This window comes from Streptomyces sp. NPDC028308 (genome assembly GCF_055565855.1).
In genome coordinates this window covers 1-17,844 of record NZ_JBVHTO010000014.1, presented here as the reverse complement: position 1 = coordinate 17,844, position 17,844 = coordinate 1, and the positions used below count along the sequence as shown (strand labels likewise).

Annotated in this window: 19 protein-coding genes; 6 read left to right on the top strand and 13 right to left on the bottom strand. The window is 70.9% G+C overall.

Features of this window, described 5'->3' with window-relative positions:
- Window positions 1–43: 43 nt before the first annotated feature.
- From ACZ4VA_RS30685 to ACZ4VA_RS30675, 3 genes are read right to left on the bottom strand one after another with little or no spacing between them, the layout of a single operon-like run.
- The gene (locus tag ACZ4VA_RS30685; protein ID WP_355792327.1) at window positions 44–724 is read right to left on the bottom strand and encodes a GAP family protein; all 681 of its coding nucleotides are present in this window, start codon (window positions 722–724) and stop codon (window positions 44–46) included.
- A 7-nt stretch (window positions 725–731) separates the two neighbouring features.
- Window positions 732–2,108 (bottom strand): DUF1254 domain-containing protein, encoded by a 1,377-nt coding sequence (locus ACZ4VA_RS30680; RefSeq protein WP_468083267.1) that lies wholly within the window; start codon window positions 2,106–2,108, stop codon window positions 732–734.
- 12 nt (window positions 2,109–2,120) lie between these two features.
- A complete protein-coding gene (locus tag ACZ4VA_RS30675; RefSeq protein ID WP_468083266.1) occupies window positions 2,121–3,434 on the bottom strand; it encodes a DUF1254 domain-containing protein in 1,314 nt (437 codons plus the stop codon).
- Between the two features lie 216 nt (window positions 3,435–3,650).
- Between ACZ4VA_RS30675 and ACZ4VA_RS30670 the strand changes: the two genes are divergently transcribed.
- Window positions 3,651–5,267: a SulP family inorganic anion transporter gene (locus tag ACZ4VA_RS30670; protein WP_356165093.1), complete on the top strand. Its 1,617-nt coding sequence runs from the start codon at window positions 3,651–3,653 to the stop codon at window positions 5,265–5,267.
- A 407-nt stretch (window positions 5,268–5,674) separates the two neighbouring features.
- On the opposite strand, the gene ACZ4VA_RS30665 is transcribed toward ACZ4VA_RS30670, so the two are convergent.
- Complete coding sequence (locus ACZ4VA_RS30665; RefSeq protein WP_468083264.1) at window positions 5,675–6,055, bottom strand: SUKH-4 family immunity protein; 381 nt, start codon at window positions 6,053–6,055, stop codon at window positions 5,675–5,677.
- A 254-nt stretch (window positions 6,056–6,309) separates the two neighbouring features.
- On the opposite strand from ACZ4VA_RS30665, the gene ACZ4VA_RS30660 reads away from it, so the two are divergent.
- Window positions 6,310–6,588: a GlsB/YeaQ/YmgE family stress response membrane protein gene (locus tag ACZ4VA_RS30660; RefSeq protein ID WP_355785909.1), complete on the top strand. Its 279-nt coding sequence runs from the start codon at window positions 6,310–6,312 to the stop codon at window positions 6,586–6,588.
- Between the two features lie 346 nt (window positions 6,589–6,934).
- Window positions 6,935–7,549 (top strand): dihydrofolate reductase family protein, encoded by a 615-nt coding sequence (locus ACZ4VA_RS30655; RefSeq protein ID WP_355785912.1) that lies wholly within the window; start codon window positions 6,935–6,937, stop codon window positions 7,547–7,549.
- 130 nt (window positions 7,550–7,679) lie between these two features.
- On the opposite strand, the gene ACZ4VA_RS30650 is transcribed toward ACZ4VA_RS30655, so the two are convergent.
- The 4 genes from ACZ4VA_RS30650 to ACZ4VA_RS30635 all read right to left on the bottom strand — a co-directional run bounded on the left by ACZ4VA_RS30650 (window position 7,680) and on the right by ACZ4VA_RS30635 (window position 10,317).
- Complete coding sequence (locus ACZ4VA_RS30650; protein ID WP_355785914.1) at window positions 7,680–8,069, bottom strand: VOC family protein; 390 nt, start codon at window positions 8,067–8,069, stop codon at window positions 7,680–7,682.
- Window positions 8,070–8,229: 160 nt separating this feature from the next.
- Window positions 8,230–8,424, bottom strand: coding sequence for an antitoxin (locus ACZ4VA_RS30645; protein WP_355795119.1), 195 nt, complete (start codon window positions 8,422–8,424; stop codon window positions 8,230–8,232).
- Between the two features lie 122 nt (window positions 8,425–8,546).
- Window positions 8,547–9,773 (bottom strand): cytochrome P450, encoded by a 1,227-nt coding sequence (locus tag ACZ4VA_RS30640; protein WP_389391372.1) that lies wholly within the window; start codon window positions 9,771–9,773, stop codon window positions 8,547–8,549.
- Window positions 9,774–9,906: 133 nt separating this feature from the next.
- A complete protein-coding gene (locus tag ACZ4VA_RS30635) occupies window positions 9,907–10,317 on the bottom strand; it encodes a hypothetical protein (RefSeq protein ID WP_356244327.1) in 411 nt (136 codons plus the stop codon).
- Window positions 10,318–10,688: 371 nt separating this feature from the next.
- Here ACZ4VA_RS30635 and ACZ4VA_RS30630 point away from each other — a divergent pair, with 371 nt between their 5' ends.
- From ACZ4VA_RS30630 to ACZ4VA_RS30620, 3 genes are all read left to right on the top strand, one after another.
- Window positions 10,689–11,207 carry a GtrA domain-containing protein gene (locus ACZ4VA_RS30630; RefSeq protein ID WP_468083260.1) on the top strand — a complete coding sequence of 173 codons (519 nt, stop codon included), beginning with the start codon at window positions 10,689–10,691 and terminating at the stop codon, window positions 11,205–11,207.
- 340 nt (window positions 11,208–11,547) lie between these two features.
- Complete coding sequence (locus ACZ4VA_RS30625; RefSeq protein WP_355794975.1) at window positions 11,548–12,303, top strand: thioesterase II family protein; 756 nt, start codon at window positions 11,548–11,550, stop codon at window positions 12,301–12,303.
- The gene (locus tag ACZ4VA_RS30620; protein WP_356176333.1) at window positions 12,300–13,223 is read left to right on the top strand and encodes an AfsR/SARP family transcriptional regulator; all 924 of its coding nucleotides are present in this window, start codon (window positions 12,300–12,302) and stop codon (window positions 13,221–13,223) included. The genes ACZ4VA_RS30625 and ACZ4VA_RS30620 overlap by 4 nt, the downstream gene beginning before the upstream one ends.
- Before the next feature lie 123 nt (window positions 13,224–13,346).
- Here the strand turns inward: ACZ4VA_RS30620 and ACZ4VA_RS30615 are convergent, their stop codons facing one another.
- The 5 genes from ACZ4VA_RS30615 to ACZ4VA_RS30595 all read right to left on the bottom strand — a co-directional run.
- The gene (locus tag ACZ4VA_RS30615) at window positions 13,347–14,135 is read right to left on the bottom strand and encodes an ABC transporter permease (RefSeq protein ID WP_355790593.1); all 789 of its coding nucleotides are present in this window, start codon (window positions 14,133–14,135) and stop codon (window positions 13,347–13,349) included.
- Window positions 14,132–15,142 (bottom strand): ATP-binding cassette domain-containing protein, encoded by a 1,011-nt coding sequence (locus ACZ4VA_RS30610; RefSeq protein ID WP_452925356.1) that lies wholly within the window; start codon window positions 15,140–15,142, stop codon window positions 14,132–14,134. The genes ACZ4VA_RS30615 and ACZ4VA_RS30610 overlap by 4 nt, the downstream gene beginning before the upstream one ends.
- 432 nt (window positions 15,143–15,574) lie before the next feature.
- On the bottom strand, window positions 15,575–16,417 hold the full coding sequence (locus tag ACZ4VA_RS30605; protein ID WP_356176329.1) for a DUF4097 family beta strand repeat-containing protein: 843 nt from the start codon (window positions 16,415–16,417) through the stop codon (window positions 15,575–15,577).
- 82 nt (window positions 16,418–16,499) lie between these two features.
- Window positions 16,500–17,018 carry a hypothetical protein gene (locus ACZ4VA_RS30600; RefSeq protein WP_356244333.1) on the bottom strand — a complete coding sequence of 173 codons (519 nt, stop codon included), beginning with the start codon at window positions 17,016–17,018 and terminating at the stop codon, window positions 16,500–16,502.
- Window positions 17,019–17,346: 328 nt separating this feature from the next.
- On the bottom strand, window positions 17,347–17,844 hold a 498-nt coding region (locus ACZ4VA_RS30595), incomplete at its 5' end, for an alpha-isopropylmalate synthase regulatory domain-containing protein (protein WP_468083256.1).

Below are 17,844 nucleotides of genomic sequence, written 5' to 3'. Positions count from 1 at the left end.
AGCGCCCTTCACGATCGCCTGCCGCGCGCTGCTGTCAGGGGGTTCAGGCTGCCAGCCCACTGATTGCGTCGCCGATGTACTTCGCGCCGAGGATGATCAGGACGGTGGTCATGATGGCCGTGTTGTGGGCGGCCATCCATGCCTTCCACTCGCCGAGCACTTTCGCCGACTTCTGGCCGCCAAGGAGGTAGACGCCGAGCGGCAGCAGGGTGCAGAGGGACGCGATCAGGACCATGAGGAGGGCGGCGGCTGTCTTCCCGCCCGTCGAGGCCGTGCTCGCGGCGATGGAGACGGCGCCACCGACGGCCAGGACAAGGTTTTTCGGGTTGGCGACGGCGAGCGCGGCGGCGAGTCCTGCCGATTTGCCGGGGGTGAAGGTGTCGATCGCTTTCATCCAGCCCGGCGGCTCGGCCGCGTGGCCCTCTCTCGGCCGGCCCTTCCACTGCTTGACGCCCATGAGCAGGAACAGCACGCCCAGGCCCAGCTTCAGCCACAGCGTCCAGGAGGCAGGACCGTCATCGTCGCCGGATGCGCCGCCTCCCGAGCCGGCGAGGACGACGACCGTGACCAGCGCGGCGAGCGAGACCAGCCAGCCCGCCGTGAAAGCAATGCCGTTGGCCCGTCCCTTGGGAGTGGCCAGCATGAGGATCACGGCGATCAGGGGCAGGGGGCTGATGGCGATGCCGATCGCGGAGGCGAGCATCTGCCCGACGGCGTCTCCCACGGTGGACTCAGCCCTTCGCCACGATGGGCGGCAGCTGGTAGGTGCCGTCGAGGACGGACTGCCTGGGCGTGTAGAGGCGGATCATGGGCCGGAAGTCGCCCTCCGGGGCGGGCAGCCAGTTCGCCGCCTCGGCCGGGCTGTCGGGCCGTTCCCGTTGGATGACGACGGTCAGCGAGCCGTCCTCGTCGTATGCCAGGCCGGGGGTGCGGTCGCCGAGTGAGTAGCGGCCCGCGGGGTTGGCGACGAGGTAGTAGTCGGGGGTGTCGTACATCGTCACGGACCAGAACGACTCGACGGGCGGCGGCTGTTCGAAGCGCAGGGTGTAGGACCGGGATCCGTTCAGCTGTTCGCCGTCGGAGTCGGTGAAGGTATGGGCGTACACCGCCTCGTAGCCGTGGTTGCCCCACAGCGCGGCCCGCGCCGCGGCGGCCCGTACGAGGTAGGACGCCTCCCGGTCGGCGATTTTCCATTGCGGCGCGTCGATCGTCCCGATGCCGAGGTGGTCGAGGTTGTAGTCGAACAGGTGCGGGTTGGCTTCCCAGGCGCCCGGCGGTCGTCCGTCGTCGGCAGGGGGATTCGACGCGGCTTCGACCCGCGCCTTGCCGGCCGCTAGCCCCTCGGTGAGGGCTTTGACGAGGGAGGGGTCGGCGTTCACGTACGGCGTGGGGCCTTCTTCGAGCAGCCCCAGGGGTTGGAAGCGTTCCTGGTAGTCCTGGTCGGGGCCGGCGGGCGGGAAGTCGGCCATCCAGAGGCGTAGCTGCTCGTAGAAGCGCAGTTCCTCGGGCACGGCGGGATCGGGTGCGGGCAGGCCCGTGCGGTGGGTGGCTGTGTCGAGCGGGGTGAGGGTGAGCCGCTGCTGCAGGGCATGGACGCGGGGCATGTCTTCGGGGCCGTCGCATGCGTTGCGGCCCACGACGGAGATCACCGTGGTGGGTGCTTCGATCACCCCGCGCACCTGGTTGGGTGCGGTGCCGGACCAGCCGGGCGGGACGATGAGCCAGTCTCCTTCTTCCGTACCGGTGGCGCGTTTTCCCAGGTAGGCGAAGTTGTTGCTCCATACGTCCACGAACTGCAGGACGTAGTACGCGCCGGCGGTGTCCGGGACGTGGAGCAGGACGGGGCCGCCGGACAGGTCGACCTGGGCGATGGAGTAGACGGTGTCGTTGTTCACGGACACGAAGTGGGCGTCGGGGGTGGCCAGTTTGGTGGAGTGCCCGAACTGGTTGAAGGGGGTCGGCGCCAGCGAGCCGAAGCCCTTGTGCATGAACGCGGAGATCATGGAGACGTCGAAGACGAGGGGGTAGCCGTAGACGTACGCGTCGGCGGCCAGGTCGGTGAGGCTGTCGGCGCCACTCGCACTGCTCTGGCTGGTCCTGCTGGTCATGGCCGGCTCCCGTCAGACGTCGACGCTCAGGGCGGGCAGGGTCCAGGAGCCGTCCAGGACCGAGGTCTCGGGGCCGTACACGCGGATGGCGATGGTGAAGGGCCCGTCGGGCGCGGGCAGCCAGTTCGCCTCCTGTTTCGGGTCGGCCGGGCGGTGTTTGCTCACGTAGAGGGTCAGGCCGCCGTCGTCGTCGTGGACCAGTCCGGGGGTGCGGTCGCCGATCGAGTACCGGTCGATCTCGTTGGCGACGAGAAGCCGCTCGGGCAGCCGGTAGATCGTGGCCGACCAGAAGTAGCGGGCCGGCGGGAGCGCGCCGGGGGCGAAGTGGATGACGTGGTCGTGCGTGGAGGCGTTCGGCGGCCGGTTGCCCTGGTCGTCCTGAATCCACCCCGCGTACCACGCCTCAGCCGCCGGCAGTCCGTACAGGCCCTTGTCGACGCCGACCGCCCTGGTCAGGTAGTCGTTGCCGTGCTCCGCGCGGGTGCCGAACCAGTGAGTGGAGTCAGCGGCGTCCTTCTTCGCTTCCTCCAGGTGTGCGCGGGCGTCCGCGATGCCCTGCTCTGCCGCGGCGCGGATCTCGGGGGTCAGGGCGGCGGGCTCGAATTCGCCACTGCCGGTGACACCAAGCGCGGCGAGCCGGTCTCGCGGTTCCCGTTCGCCGGCGAGGACGGGGAAGAACTGGAGCAGGAAGTCGAGAAGGGTGAAGAACTCGACGGTCGCGAGGTCCTCCTCCCGCCAGAGCGGCCACACGGGTTCGTCGGCCGGGTGGGGTGCGACAGTGTCGGTGAACTCGGACAGCGGGCGCAGCACGTACTGCTCCTGAATGGCCCGCAGGGCCGGTACGTCCTCGGGGCCGGCCAGATAGGTGCGGCCCAGGATGCCGACCAGGAACGTGTCGGCGCGCAGTACGCCCGCGATGCCCTCGGGAACGACACCGTCCCAACCGGGTCCGGCGACCAGGTAGTCACCCGCCTTTGAGCCGGTCGTCCGGGAGCCGATGCAGCCGATGTAGGAGGTGTCCAGGTCGTGCAGCGGCAGTACGTAGTACCGGTCCACGGCCGGCACCGAGATCACGTAGGGCTCGGTGCGCAGGTCCAGCCAGGCCCACGAGTAGGGGGTGTCGTTGTTCGGTGTCACCACGTCGGTGTTGGCCGCGGTGAACGGCTGCGAGTAGTGCCGGAAACACCCGAAGCCCCCCACGTAACGGGGGTCGTCGGAGTCGACCGCCTGCGGGTACATCGTCCGGTAGTTCTCCAGGAGCGCGTACCCCCAGATCCATCCCTCGGCCGCGGTCCTCCGCGCCTCCTCTACCGTCAAATCCGACACACCGGCCTCCTCGCACAGAGCGCACATATCCCTCCAAAATGTCACGCTACTTCGTGGGTCGCATCCGCGGCCCTGTCCCTCGGGCACCGAACCGGGCACAGTGAAGGAGCCGGCTATGGGGCTCACGAGATACTCTCCGGGGCCGTCGGGGTGAGAGCCGGACGGGAACACTCGAACGGGCTGGTGGCAGGCTGGCTGAGGCATTACGGTCCGGGCTTGCTGCGGGGGGACGTACTGGGGGCACTCACCGCGTGGGCGCTGATCGTCCCCGAGAGTGTCGCCTACGCGCAGATCGCCGGGCTGCCCCCGCAGAACGCGTTCTACGCGGCCCCCGTGGCTCTGCTGGTGTACGCGTTGTTCGGCCGCTCCAACTTCCTGATCGTCGGGGCGACGTCGGCGGCGGCGGTCCTGTCCGCGGCGGCGGTATCCGGCATCAGCGGGGATCCACAGGACGCCGTCGGCCTCTCGGCCGCTCTCGCGGTCATCGTCGGGGCGGTGCTGCTGATCGCCGGCGTTGCCCGCCTGGGGTTCATCACCAACTTCCTCGCCGAGCCCGCCCTGGTGGGCTTCCTGTTCGGGATGGCCCTGACCATCGTCGTCCGGCAGGGTGCCAAGCTCGTCGGCGTCTCCAGCGGGGACGGCGACTTCTTCGAGCGCCTGTGGACCATCCTGAGCAAGGCACCCGACTGGTCGCTCGCCACGCTCGCCGTCGGAGCCTGCGCGCTGACGCTGCTGTTTCTGCTGGAACGGTTCGTGCCTCGCCTGCCCGCCGCGCTGATCGTGCTCGCCCTCGCACTGGCTCTCTCTGCACCACTGGGCCTGAAGGACCACGGCGTCGACGTCGTCGGCGAGATTCCGGCGGCCGTCCCCGTACCGCACCTGCCGGGCATCGCGGCCGGCGACTGGATCGCCCTGTCGGCGGGTGCGCTCGGCGTCGCCCTGGTGGTCTTCGCCGAGGCGTTCAGCATCGCCAACCGCTTCGCGCGCGAACACGGCCAGGAGGTCGACGCCGACCGCGAGATGGCCGCGGTCGGTCTCAGCAACATCGCCGTCGGCCTGGTCCGGGGTTTCGTCGTTTCGGGCAGCGCCTCACGCAGCGCCGCGGCGACCGCAGCGGGCGGCCGCACCCCGATGGTGTCCCTGATCGCCGCGGGCCTGATCCTGCTGACCGGAGCCTTCCTCACCCCGCTCTTCACCGACCTGCCCGAACCCGTCCTGGGCGCGATCGTGATCGTGGCCGTACGCGGCTTCATGCGGGTGGGCGAACTGCGCCGCTACGCCGCGCTGGACCGGCAGAGCCTGTGGGTGGCGCTCACCGCCCTGATCGGCGTCCTCATCTTCGACCTGCTTCCCGGACTGCTGCTGGCCGTGGCGCTCTCTCTCGTTCTCTTCATCGCCGCCGCCAGCCGGCGCAACGTCGCCGTCCTCGGACGCCTGCCCGGCACTCATCTGTACGCCGACACCGCACAGCACCCGGACGCGGCCACCACCCCCGGCGTGCTCGCCGTACGGCCCGACGGCAGCTTGTTCTTCGGCAATGTCAACCGCGTTCGCCTCGCCGTCCGTGATCTGGTCGCGGACGCTTCCCCGCCATCGCGCGCCGTCGTCCTGGACCTGACCGGCAGCTACCGGCTCGGCATCCCGGTCCTCGACACGCTCGACGAACTCAGAGGGGAACTGGCCAGGAAGGACATCACCCTGCACTTGGCTCACGTACGGGCACGCGCCGAACGGGACCTGGCCCGGCACGCTCTGTCGGATCGCATCGGACCGCACGGCCTCCACTGCACCGTGGATGACGCCGTCTCGGAGGCGATCGGCGGGACGAGCTGAACAGAGGGCCGGCATCGTGGCGCTCGCCGCGCTGCCCACGATCCAGCCGAGGACCGGGATCGAGGCGAAAGTACGACAACTCGACGCCGATGGATCTTTGACGTCTCGTGGCAGCAGGCTTAGAGCGCAGGCGGCGCCATTCGGCGGAGCCGCCGGCGAGCACGACGGCTCCTGTGAGAGACGTGCACAGGCCGGCGGATCGAGGATCGGCGGCATGACGGGGGCTCACTCCGAGGTGCGGGCGGAGCCGGCGGCGCCGAGGGCGGGGAACACGAGAGGCCTCCAGGGAGTCGGTGTGGCCCGCCTCGGTGACGGGCAGCCGCCGACTATGCGGGAGCTGGGGGGGAGCCCCGCAACCCGCTGTCACCTGCCGTCCTCCTCCGAAGAGTTGAGGGACGCGCGGCGCGTCATCTACCTCTCCCCAGCCTGGAGGGACGGCCAGTGCGGACGGTACGTCCTCGTGGCGTCGGCGACCAGGACGTGCACCTGGTCGCGTCGGGTGGCCATCCGGCGGGTGGTGCAGGCCAGGCTAGGACGGCCAGGGCGAGTGGCACGGTGGCCGCGGCGATGGCGATGGCGACGGTGCGGGACGGCTGCCGTAGCGCGCCGTTTATCCCGATGCCCGCGCTTGACTTGAAGCAGTCGTTGTCCGGAAGCCCGACCCGGCTGAGGAAGTCGGCGGTGCGCGGGGCGAGTTCGTTGCCGGGTGCGTCGTGGCGGGGGAAGTACACGACGCCGGTCGGACCGAACGTCTCCAGCAGTTCGTCCGGTGTGACGGCGAAGCTCATGCGACGGACACTGCCCAGTCGTGGGCACCGCTCCAGCCGCCGCCCGAGCGGAAGAGGACCCGCTCTCCCGCAGCTCGCGTACCCGAAAAGGACCCGTGTTCCCGCTGCTCACGCATCGGAAACGGACCCGTCCACCCCGCCGCTCGCGGCTCCGGAGTGGTTCCGAACTGCGATGTGAGTTGGACGTTTGTGCGGGCGAAGACGGTGCAGACGGTGAACTGACACAACACCTACACGATCAACGGAGACACACCATGGGCATCATCGCGTGGATCATCATCGGCCTCCTCGCCGGCGCCATCGCCAAGGCCCTGATGCCGGGCAAGGACCCGGGTGGCATCATCATCACCATGCTGATCGGCATCGCCGGTGGTCTGCTCGGTGGTTGGCTCGGCAAGGTCGTCTTCGGCGTCGACTCCGTCGACGGGTTCTTCGAACTCTCCACCTGGATCGCCGCGATCGTCGGTTCCGTGATCCTCCTCTTCATCTACCGTCTCGTCACCGGCAACCGGCACTCGCACCGCCACGCGTAAGCCGCTGACGACACGACCTCTGCACGCGCGGACGGCTCCCTCCCCTGGAGACAGGGCGGGAGCCGTCCGCGCGTACGGGGGGATTCTCCGATTCCGCGCCGTGCCGGTACGCGGGAACCGCATCGCAGTCCTCGACTCCCCCCTCCTGGGCTCCCCCCTCCTCGACTCCCCCCTCCTCGGCTCCCCCGTCCTCGGCTCCGGCGCCTCGGCCGCACCGCTCCCGTCCACCCGGCCGAGCCGGCGCGGGAAAGCCCCGTACGCACGCGGTGAGGCCCGCCGGGTCCCCGGCGAAGACGTGGGGTCCGTGCGGCGATGAGTTCGGGCGCCGGAGCCGGTCTGCCTTGGTATGACACGCATCATCGCCGACATCTCCGTATCGCTCGACGGCTTCGTCACCGGGCCCGACCCCGGACCGGACAACGGCCTCGGCACAGGCGGGGAGGCCCTGCACACGTGGGCGTTCTCCGACGACCCCGACGACCGCCGGCTCCTTCGCGAGGGGACCGCGCGCTCCGGCGCCGTAGTCCTCGGCCGCCGTCTCTTCGACGTGGTGGACGGCCCGGGAGGCTGGGACGACACGGTCGGTTACGGCGCCGGCGAGGTCGGCAGGCCCGCGTTCGTCGTCGTCACCGGCTCGCCCCCGAAGTCGGTGCGGACGGCGAACCTGGACTGGACGTTCGTCACGACCGGACCGGCCGACGCCGTCGCCGCCGCACGCGAGCGAGCCGAGGCGGCGTCCGCGGCGAGCGGCAAGGACCTCGACGTCGTCCTCATGGGCGGCGGCGCCACGATCCGCTCCGCGTTCGACGCGGGGCTGGTCGACGTGCTGATCTTGCACCTGGCGCCCGTCGTGCTCGGCTCGGGGACGCCCCTGTTCACCGGCGGCACTCCGCGCACGCTGGTCCAGCGGAGTGTCATCTCGACGTCGACCGTGACGCACCTGACCTACGACGTGCGGTGACGAAGTCGGAGACGGATACGGCGGGCCGCCGGGGTCGTCGTGACCCCGGAGGGCCGTCGAGCGCCGTGCCGTCCTTGCAGTCCTGTGCCCAGTCTCAGAGGCGGAGGCCCCCTGTGAGCGGACCGCGTGGTCAGGGCTGGCGGCTCGCGAGGACGCAGAACTCGTTGCCCTCCGGGTCGGCGAGCGTGACCCAGCTCTCGTCACCCGTCTGGCCGACGTCGGCGTGCCGGGCGCCCAGGTCGAGCAGGCGGCGGACCTCGTCGTCCTGCTCCCGGTCGGTGGGGTTGACGTCGATGTGGAGCCTGTTCTTGACGGTCTTGCCCTCGGGGACGCGCGCGAAGGTCAACGCCGGTGGCACGGGGCCGGGCCGGCTCTTGCCCTCGGGCACCGCGGGCGAGCCGATGCTGACGACCCCGTCCTCCTCGTCCTGCACCTCGTAGTCGAGGACCGCGCACCAGAAGCGGGCCAGGGCGTGGGGATCGGCGCAGTCGACGGCCAGCTCGGTGAACTTGCTGCTCATGGTCGGGACCCTCCCGGTCGAGTGACGGCTCCGCCGGTCTGACGCACCGCGCCTCGGCGGGCACGGGGAAAAAGATGTGCTCACGCAGGCTCCGCGCGGCCTCGCCCGAGAGCGCGCCTGCCCCCGGCGCGGGGCGCCGGGGGCAGATTCGGTGAGGTGGTCAGCGCTGCGGTGTGCCGTCGCTCCCGTAGGAGCGGCGGGCCGCGTCGGCGGCCTTGTCGGTCTGGGCGTCGTACTTGTCGCCCGTACGCTGATCGACCGCCCGCTCGGCTGCCTCCACGCCCTTGTCGGCCTGGTCGGGGTGGCCCTTGGCCATGTTCTTGGCCTTGTTCGCCATGTCACCCAGCTTGCCCATGTCGTACCTCCCGGCAGCTTGTGTGTCGTACCCAGCGGCAAGTACCCCATGAGCGGACCGCAAACGTGGGCCGGCTCCTCGCCGCCGGCGCCGGTGCCCGGTCCGCCCCGCGCGCCGCGGCTCTAGGGAGCCGTCCCGGTCCAGGTCACGGGCAGTTCGTGGACGCCGTAGATGTTCATGTCGGTCCTGAGTTTCACCTCGGCGGCGGGAACGGCGAGTGCGAGGGTCGGGAAGCGGCGCAGCAGTCCGCCGAACCCGGCGCGCATCTCGATCCGGGCCAGTTGCGCGCCGAGGCACTGGTGCAGGCCGTGGCCGAAGGTCAGGTGGCCGCGGGCCGTGCGGTGGACGTCGAGGGTGTCGGGGTCCTCGAAGCGCGCGGGGTCGTGGTTGGCGGCCAGCAGGGAGACGACGACGGTCGATCCCTGGGCGATCGTCTCGCCGCCGAGCTCGATGTCCTCCGTGGCGTACCGGTAGAAGATGTCGGCGACGGAGAGGTAGCGCATGAGCTCCTCCACGGCGTCGGGGAGCAGGCCCGGGTCGGCGCGGAGTTCGGCGACCTGGTCCGGGTGTTCCAGGAGCGCGAAGGCTCCGAGTCCCAGCATGTTGGCGGTCGTCTCGTGGCCCGCGAGGAGCAGCAGGAAGCCGATGCCGGTCAGTTCCTCGACGGTGAGGTCGTCCCGGGCGGCCAGGTCGGACAGGATGTCCTGGCCCGGGGCGGCGCGTTTGCCGGTGACCAGTTCCGCGAGATAGCCGGTCAGGCCGGTGTACGCGGCGATCTTCTCGTCCAATGCCACGTCCCGTTCGAGGAAGGTGGCGATGTCGGCCTGGAACTTCTCGCGGTCGGCGTAGGGGACGCCGAGCAGTTCGCAGATCACCTGTAACGGCACCGGCAGCGCGAACTCCTTGACCAGGTCGACGGGCGGGGTCAGGCGTGCCATCGCGTCCAGCTGCCGTTCGACGATGTCGACGATGTGCTCTTCGAGTTCCTTCAGGCGCTTGACCGTGAAGGCACCGGTGAGCAGCCGCCGCAGCCTCGTGTGGTCCGGCGGGTCCATGCTGATGAACAGGCCCGGCACCTGCGGGGACGGCTCGGTGACCGCGGGCATGCCGGGGACGTCGTAGGGGATGTGAAGGGCGCCGAGGTCCTGGCGGGAGCTGAAGCGGGGGTCGGCCAGGAGCGTGCGGGCCGCTTCGTGGCCCGTGACCAGCCAGCCCTTGTGTCCGTCGGGGAACACCAGCGGGCTGACGGGGCGGGTGTCGCGCAGCCGGGTGATGTCACGGGGCGGGTTGAAGGGGCCCGCGTCGCGCTCCGTCGGGAGGCCTTGCGGGGTGGGAGGTGACTGACTCATCGGACTTCCTTTCGTGGGGGGATGCGTGGCCGCCCTCGCGCCGCCGGCGGGCCCGGCTCGCGGTGGAGGCGAGCCGTGGCCCCGGGGCGCGTCGCGGTCACGGCACCGGTCGCGCCGAGGCGCGGGCGGTGGGTCAGGCGGCGTCGAGGGCGTCGGTGATCTTGCGGGTCATGGCGGCCAGGGTGGGGTTGGCGGTTCCGCCCTTGGCGGTGCGGGCGCCGGCCTCGACGGCGACCAGGACGGTGTCGCGGAAGTTGCCGGCCTCCTCGGGCGCCTGCTTCCTCAGCAGGTCCATGGCCTGGGTGAGGGCGGGCAGGACACGGTCGGCGATCTCGGCCGCGGACTTGCCGCCCAGGTCACCCACCGACGACTTCTCCGCCAGCACGTGCCCGACCGGGCCGGTCGCCGAGGTCAGCGCGATGCTGCCCTGGGTGGCCACCTTGTGCGGGGAGTCGGCCCCGGCGGCGGCGGCCATCAGCGTGACGGCCCCGTAAGCGGCGTTGCGCAGGGTGACCTTGTCCTGGTCGCTGAAGGTGACAGACATGGGGGCTCCTTAGTACGTCGAACACCGTTCCCGGCGTCGCTCCGTTTCCGTGGCCCCATCATGGCACACATCTGGCGCCATCGTGAATCAATCTGCGCCAACTACGAGCCACTGCGTGGTCGCCGCAGTGACACGACAACCGGAAGCCGCGGACCATTCCGCCCGCCGACCGCCCGCTCGGCGCGCTCACCTGCCGTTTCACCGCCATGAACTGTGCGGCTACAGGCGGCGCGACAGCACCCGCAGCACTGTTGGCACATAAACGGCTCCACATGGCACCACTCATGTGTCATGATGGTGTTGTCAGCAGCGCACGCTCGGCTTCACCGCCGGATGCGCTTCTCAGGGACCGGACGGCAAAGGGGCGGATCATGGAGACAGCACGGAGCCGACAGCAGGCGGGCGCCCTCGCCGCCTTCGCCCGCTTCGTACTCTGCGGTGGCGGGGTGGGGGTCGCCTCCAGCTTCGCGGTGGCCGCCCTGGCACCCTGGACGACCTGGGTCCTGGCCAACGCCGTCATCACGGTGGCCTCCACGCTGCTGGCCACCGAGCTGCACGCCCGCTTCACCTTCGGCGCCGGCAGGCGCGCGACCCGGAGCCAGCACTTGCAGTCGGCCGGGTCCGCGACGGCCGCGTACGCGGTGACCTGCGCGGCGATGTTCGTCCTGCAACTGCTGGTGGCGGCGCCCGGCGCGGTGCTCGAACAGGTCGTGTACCTGTCCGCCTCCGCGCTCGCCGGCGTCGCACGGTTCGCGGTGCTGCGGCTGGTCGTCTTCGCCCGGGGCCGTTCGCAGTCCGCGGTCCGCGAGCGCACCGCCTCCCCCGTGTCCGCGGCCGTCAACCGCACCGCGGCCCCGGCCGGCCCGGCGGCACTCTGCCCCGCCGCCTGAGCGCCCCGGACGTCGGACCCGACCACCGCCGCCCCAGTCAGCCACCCCTCGCCCCCGGCTCTCCGCCGGGGGCGAGTTCGTGAGCAGCCGTACAGCTCGAACGGCGGGTGGTCAGGCGGAGTTCACCTCGCGGGACGCAGCGTGCGCTCACCGGGGCGGCACGCGGCTCGGTGCAACGCTCAGCCGGACGGCCTCACTTGAGAACGCGTGCAGAGCACCTCGAAGCGCGCTCCAGCACACGGCTGCCACCGGCGTGAGTCCGCGTATCGTCCCAACTCCTGACCCAGTTCCGGGTTCCAGGTCCTCGGGCCGGGCCGGAGTGTCTTTCGATGGAGTCGCCATGCCGAAGGCCGACGAGCCCGAGCTGCGTCTGTTCGTGTTCCATCACTCCGGTGGCTCGCATCGGATGTACCGCGACTGGCTGTCCGCCTTCCCGGCCGGCTGGGACGTACAGGTCCCGGACGCGCCCGGCCGCGGACCCGGCGACGAACGCCCTCCGCTGGACGACACGGGCGCCCTGCTGGAGTACTTCCTGCACGAACTCGACGACCGGCTGACCGGCCGGTTCGCGTTCTTCGGGCACAGCATGGGCGGGCTCGTCGCGTACGAACTGACGCGCCTGCTCCTCGACTCGGGTCGTACGCCACCGGTCTGGCTCGGCATCTCCGCGCGCGGCACCCTCCACCCCGACGGGGACCCCGCGCGCCGGCATCTGCTCTCCGACCCGGACCTGCGCCGGGAGTTGATGGCGATGGGCGGTACGTCCTCCTCGGTCCTGGACCACGACGAACTGTGGGACCTGTTCAGGCCGACGATCCGCGCGGACCTGCGGATCAGCGAGAGCTGGCGCACCAGCCCCCTCGCCGCGCCGCTGCCGGTGCCCCTCTCCGTGTTCGGCGGAACCGCGGACCACGTGGCGCCGCCGCACCGCATGGAGGGCTGGGCGGCCGCCACCGAACACTTCCTGGGCGCGCACCTCTTCGACGGCGGCCACTTCTACTACCAGGACCGGCTCCCCGAGGTCGCCGCGCGGATCCAGCAGGACGTGCACCGCGCCCTGCTCCTGGGCCGGGCGCCCACCGGGACACGCCGATGACCGTACTCGACGTTGCCGCACCGGCGCCGGTGCGGGCCGAGCCCACCGAGTTCCGGCTGCTGGGCCCGGTGGTCGTGCACGACGGGTCGAGCGGGGCGGGCATCGTACCCACCGGGGCCAAACAGCGGGCGCTGCTCGCCACCCTGGTCATCCACGCGGGCGAACGCCTGCCCGTGGACCGGCTGGTGGAGGAGCTGTGGGGCGACCGGCCCCCGGCCAACGCGCCGAACGCCCTCCAGGCGCATGTCGCCCGGCTGCGCCGGCTGCTGCCCGCCCGCGGCCACAAGTGGATCAGCACGCTCCCCACCGGATACCTGCTGACCCTGGGCCACGCCTCGACCGACGTGGAGCGCTTCACCCGGCTGTCCAGACAGGGCAGGGCGGCGGTCCCCGACAACCCCCGGTACGCGTCCGAACTCCTCGGCCACGCCCTGTCGTTGTGGCAGGGACTTGCCCTCCAGGACAGCCGTCACGGGCCGATCTGCACGGCCGAGGCGGAGCGCCTGGAGGAACAGCGCCTGGCCACCCTGGAAGCGTTGTACGAGGCGAGTCTCAACTGCGGTCGCTACGCCGAGATCACCTGCGACCTGGAGCGGCTGACCATGGACCACCCGCTGCGTGAGCGCTTCTACGACCTGCTGATGATCGCCCTGTTCCGGAGCGGCCGGGAGGCGGAGGCACTCGGCGTCTACGAACGCGCGCGCCGCCATCTCGTCGGCACCCTCGGCGTCGAACCGGGCCCGGCCCTGCGGTGCCGTATGGAGGCGATCCTCAACCACTCCCCCACGCCCGCCGCCGGGCATCCGCGCCACGCGGACCTCGCGACGCAGATGGCGCACTTGCAGACCCGCATCGACCAACTGGTTTGTGATCAGCAGGAGTTGCTGCGAAGGGTTCAACAGGAACGCGAAGGCCGGTGACACCTCGGCGCCACCGCAGCCGAGCCGCGGGACCGGTGAACGCGCGTACGGCGCACTCCGGCCGGTGCCGGAGTACGCCGTACTGGAGCGGGGACAGGCCGGAGCCGTGCCGTGGGAGGCCGGCTAGGCCGGGTCGCTGTTGAACTTCGAGGCCGACCAGAAGTAGCCGAGCACGGCGAGGCCGACGCACCAGGCCGTGGCGAGCCACCCGTTGTGGCCGATCCCGCTGCCGAGCAGGAGTCCGCGCAGGGTCTCGATGGCGGGCGTGAAGGGCTGGTACTCGGCGATGGGCTGGAACCAGCCCGGCATGGTGTGCAGGGGGACGAAGGCGCTGGAGATCAGCGGCAGGAAGATCAGCGGCATCGCGTTGTTGCCGGCGGCCTCGGCGCTCGGGCTGATCAGGCCCATCCCGACCGCGATCCAGGTCAGCGCCAGGGAGAACAGCACGATCAGGGCGAAGGCAGCGAGCCACTCCAGGACCGTGGCGTCGGTCGACCGGAAGCCGATCGCGACGGCGACGGCGCCGACCAGGACCACGCTCATGACCGACTGCAGGACGCTGCCGACGACGTGCCCGATGATCACGGAGCCGCGGTGGATGTTCATGGTGCGGAAGCGGGCGATGATGCCCTCGGTCATGTCGTTGGAGACGGACACGGCCGTGCCGATGGTGGTGGAGCCGATGGTCATCAGCAGCACACCCGGCACGAGGTACGCGATGTAGTCGGAGCGGTCGGCGCCGCCGCCGAGGCCCGCGCTCATCGCGTCTCCGAAGATGTAGACGAAGAGGAGCAGCAGCATGACGGGGGTCAGCAGCAGGTTCAGGGTGAGGGAGGGGTAGCGCCGGGCGTGGAGCAGGTTGCGGCGCAGCATCGTGTTCGAGTCGCGCACGGCGAGGGACAGGGAACTCATCGGGTCGTCTCCTTGGGCTGCTCGGCCGCGCCGGGCGCGGTGTGGCTGTCGGTGAGGGCGAAGAACACGTCGTCGAGGTCGGGGGTGTGCACGGTCAGCTCGTCGGCCTCGATGCCGGCGGAGTCCAGCCAGTCGAGGATGGAACGCAGCTCGCGCTGGCTGCCGTCGCTGGGGATCCGCAGCGCCAGTTCCTCGTCGTCGCGGGTGGCCTCGCTCAGCGCGGCGGCGGCGGACCGGTAGGCGGCGGGGTCGGTGAACCGCAGGCGTACGTGGCCGCCCGGGATGAGCCGCTTGAGTTCCTTGGCGGTCCCCTCGGCGGCGATCCTGCCGTCGTGCAGGACGGCGATGCGGTCGGCGAGTTCGTCGGCCTCCTCCAGGTACTGCGTGGTGAGGAAGACGGTGACGCCGCCGGTGACGAGCTCGCGGATGATCTGCCACATGGTGTGGCGGGAGCGCGGGTCGAGGCCGGTCGTCGGTTCGTCGAGAAAGATGATGCGCGGATCGCCGACGAGCGTCATCGCGATGTCCAGGCGGCGCTTCATGCCCCCGGAGTAGGTGGCGGCGGGCTTCTTCGCGGCCTCGATGAGGTCGAACCGCTCCAGCAGTTCGGCGGTGACGCGCCTGCCCTCCTCGCGGGGGAGGTGGTGCAGGTCCGCCATGAGGAGCATGTTCTCCTCGCCGGTGATCAGGTTGTCGACGGCGGAGAACTGCCCGGTGACGCCGATCGCGGCGCGGACGCCGTCGGGTGAGCCGGCGATGTCGTGCCCGGCTACCTGGGCCTGCCCGCCGTCGGCGGTGATGAGGGTGGAGAGGATCTTGACGGCGGTGGTCTTGCCGGCACCGTTCGGGCCGAGCAGCGCGAAGACGGACCCGGCCGGGATGTGCAGATCGATGCCGTCGAGGACGGCCTTGTCGCCGTACGACTTGCGCAGGCCGACGGCGGAGACGGCGGCCGGTGACGGACGGCCGTCAGCCTGCCTGGACATGGGCATGACAGAAGAAGGCATGGGAGCCCTCCGTTCGAGGCGAGGTGGTGGGGTGGTGCGGCGGATCGCCGAGGTGGTGCCGTCGCTCCGGCGCGGGCGACGGGCCCGCCCACGAGCGGGTGTTGACGGTTCGTATGCTGTGAAACGCTCACCGGGTGGTGCCGTGCCGGGAGGTACGAGCTGTCGCGGTATGCCAACTGGCGCGACAGGAAGCCCTGTTGCCGTAGCGGCACCGACCGCTCCGCCCGGGCGGTGGGGCCGATCACCGGGCCGCGCCGACGTCTCGGCCCGCACCGGTATGACGGTCGCCGAGCCGGTACTCGGGTGATGGATCGGTGCGGGACCGGCTGCCGCGTAGGGCGCTCATGCCTCAACCGGGCGGCTGCGTCCTGTTGTCGAAGAGGTGTACTCGGACGGCGGCGCGGTGGATGCGACCGGTGGCCCGAGGGGCGGTCACGCCTTGGCGCGGCGGATGTCGATGTTGCCGTGCCGGGTGCGGGCGAGGATCCTGACGGTGTTCTCGCCGCCGTCCTGGGCCTCGGACACGGTGAGGGTGTTGCGTACCTGCCCGGAGCCCGAGCTGACGTCGAGCCAGGCTGCCGTGCCCTCGCGGACGCCGATGTCGATGGCGCCGTAGGAGGTCTCCAACTGGACGGTGCCGCGCACCACTTCGTCCACGCGCAGGGTGCCGTGGGCGGTGGTGGCCGTGACCGAGTCCTCGGCGCGCCGGATCTCGATGTCGCCGTTGGCGCCGCTCACCCGGAGTTCGCCGGTCGCGGCGGCCACGGTCGTGGTGCCGTGCGAGTTCTTCAGGACGGCGGGGCCGTCGAGCAGACCGACGCGCACGCTGCCGGAGCTGGTGGTGATCTCGGCCGAGCCCTCGACCCGTTCGACGGTGATCGACCCGTGCGAGGCCTTCAGCTGGAGCGGCCCGGTGGCGTCGAGGCGGACGTCACCGGAGGAGGTCTTCACACGGACCTCGCCGAGCCGGCCCTCGCCGAGCACCTGGACCCAGGCGCCGGTCAGGTCGATGCGGGAGCCCTCGGGCAGTTCCACCGTCACGTCGACGGTGCCGGTGCGGCCGAACAGGTTGGTCTTGGGCGTCCTGACGGTGAGCGCGCCGCTCGCGTGCCTGACCTCGGTCTGGTCGGCGGTCCGCACGTCCAGGTCCTTCTTCGGGTCGCGAGGCGTGACCTGGACGAGCGTGTCGGCGCGCTCGCTCGCGGTGAACTGGATGGAACCGGCGTCCACGTGCGCCGTGACCGAGATCGCTGCGGGAGTGTCGAAAGAAGGCATGGCTGCCCCGTCCTCTTGGGTCCTAGGGCGTCCCCGCTGGTGGGACGTGTTGTGGATGAAAGGGGTGCGTGCGCGGGCGCGGTCAGCGCACCCAGCCCGTGAAGCTCTGGCCGACGGTCTGGGCCTTCTCCGTCGGCCGGGGCCGCGTGCCGCCGTCGACCGCCGCCGCCACGGCCCGTACGAGCCACGCGTTGACCGAGAGGCCCTCACGGCTCGCGGCCTCCTCGGCACGTGCCTTGAGATGGGCCGGCAGACGCAGGTTGACGCGGGCGGTGCCGCCCTCGTCGCCGTCGGCGGGCACGGGGGCCCGGAACGGTTCGGCGGGCGCGGCGGGTTCCGCCGGGGTGTCGGCGTAAGTCGGCGGCAGGGTCACGACGAAGTCGGGGTCGAGTCCGCGCAGCCGTACGTCGACGGAGCCGGGGGCGAGTTCGCGGGTGATCTCGTCCATCGCGGCGGAGAGCACGTTGAGCAGAGTCAGCCGGGTCGCCGACTCCAGGGGCACGGTGAGCCGCTCGGCGAGCTCGCGGGCTTCGTCGCCGCCGGTTTCGGCGGCCACCGCGAGTTCGCGGCGGAGGGTGTCGACATACGGCGTGAGGTCCATGACGCCATGATTGCACCATGATGGCACCACACGCAAGCACCACGGGTACTCCGTAGCGGACGAGTTTGGCCACCACCCACCTCACCTGCGGAAACGTAACGCCTGCACCTCGGTTCAGAGTGGCACCACCGGTGTTTCCGTGCTGCTGGAGGCAGGTGGTGACGCCCGGCAGCACCATGTGGCGCCAAGTGGTGCCACGCGAGGCCACCCGAACTGTGCCCGCTGCCGCTCGTGACTGCGGACCGGACACCGGAACGGCCGCACTCCGAATGGCGCCGAGACGGACCCGGAGGCCGCATACGGGGATCGGCCCCGGCCCTCCTTCGCGTTACTCGACCGGTTCGACGCCCGCGCGCAGCAGCCCGTAGGTGTACGCGTCCTCCAGGGCCTGCCAGGAGGCGGCGATGACGTTCTCCGCGACGCCCACGGTGGACCACTCCTCCTGGCCGTCCGTCGTGGAGATGAGGACCCGGGTGGCCGAGTCCGTGCCGTGCCTGCCCTCCAGGATGCGCACCTTGTAGTCCACGAGCCCGAACTTGGCGAGCTGGGGGTAGATGCGCTCAAGGGCCACGCGCAGGGCGCGGTCGAGGGCGTTGACCGGCCCGTTCCCCTCGGCGGTCGCGATGATGCGCTCACCCTTCGCCCACAGTTTGACCGTGGCCTCGTTGGCGTGGGTGCCGTCCGGGCGGTCCTCCACGATGGCCCGCCTGGACTCGACGCGGAAATAGCACCGGGCGCGGCCCTCCACCTCTTCGCGCAGGAGGAGTTCGAAGGAGGCGTCGGCGGCTTCGTAGGTGTAGCCCTGGAGTTCGCGTTCCTTGACGCG

Coding starts and splice junctions, on each gene's coding strand:
- ACZ4VA_RS30665 (WP_468083264.1), bottom strand. CDS start 6,055: ATGAGCTTCGCCGTCACACCGGACGAACTGCTGGAGACGTTCGGTCCG.
- ACZ4VA_RS30605 (WP_356176329.1), bottom strand. CDS start 16,417: ATGCCTTCTTTCGACACTCCCGCAGCGATCTCGGTCACGGCGCACGTG.
- ACZ4VA_RS30625 (WP_355794975.1), top strand. CDS start 11,548: ATGCCGAAGGCCGACGAGCCCGAGCTGCGTCTGTTCGTGTTCCATCAC.
- ACZ4VA_RS30610 (WP_452925356.1), bottom strand. CDS start 15,142: ATGCCTTCTTCTGTCATGCCCATGTCCAGGCAGGCTGACGGCCGTCCG.
- ACZ4VA_RS30650 (WP_355785914.1), bottom strand. CDS start 8,069: ATGAGCAGCAAGTTCACCGAGCTGGCCGTCGACTGCGCCGATCCCCAC.
- ACZ4VA_RS30680 (WP_468083267.1), bottom strand. CDS start 2,108: ATGACCAGCAGGACCAGCCAGAGCAGTGCGAGTGGCGCCGACAGCCTC.
- ACZ4VA_RS30660 (WP_355785909.1), top strand. CDS start 6,310: ATGGGCATCATCGCGTGGATCATCATCGGCCTCCTCGCCGGCGCCATC.
- ACZ4VA_RS30645 (WP_355795119.1), bottom strand. CDS start 8,424: ATGGGCAAGCTGGGTGACATGGCGAACAAGGCCAAGAACATGGCCAAG.
- ACZ4VA_RS30630 (WP_468083260.1), top strand. CDS start 10,689: ATGGAGACAGCACGGAGCCGACAGCAGGCGGGCGCCCTCGCCGCCTTC.
- ACZ4VA_RS30655 (WP_355785912.1), top strand. CDS start 6,935: ATGACACGCATCATCGCCGACATCTCCGTATCGCTCGACGGCTTCGTC.
- ACZ4VA_RS30640 (WP_389391372.1), bottom strand. CDS start 9,773: ATGAGTCAGTCACCTCCCACCCCGCAAGGCCTCCCGACGGAGCGCGAC.
- ACZ4VA_RS30600 (WP_356244333.1), bottom strand. CDS start 17,018: ATGGACCTCACGCCGTATGTCGACACCCTCCGCCGCGAACTCGCGGTG.
- ACZ4VA_RS30615 (WP_355790593.1), bottom strand. CDS start 14,135: ATGAGTTCCCTGTCCCTCGCCGTGCGCGACTCGAACACGATGCTGCGC.
- ACZ4VA_RS30635 (WP_356244327.1), bottom strand. CDS start 10,317: ATGTCTGTCACCTTCAGCGACCAGGACAAGGTCACCCTGCGCAACGCC.
- ACZ4VA_RS30620 (WP_356176333.1), top strand. CDS start 12,300: ATGACCGTACTCGACGTTGCCGCACCGGCGCCGGTGCGGGCCGAGCCC.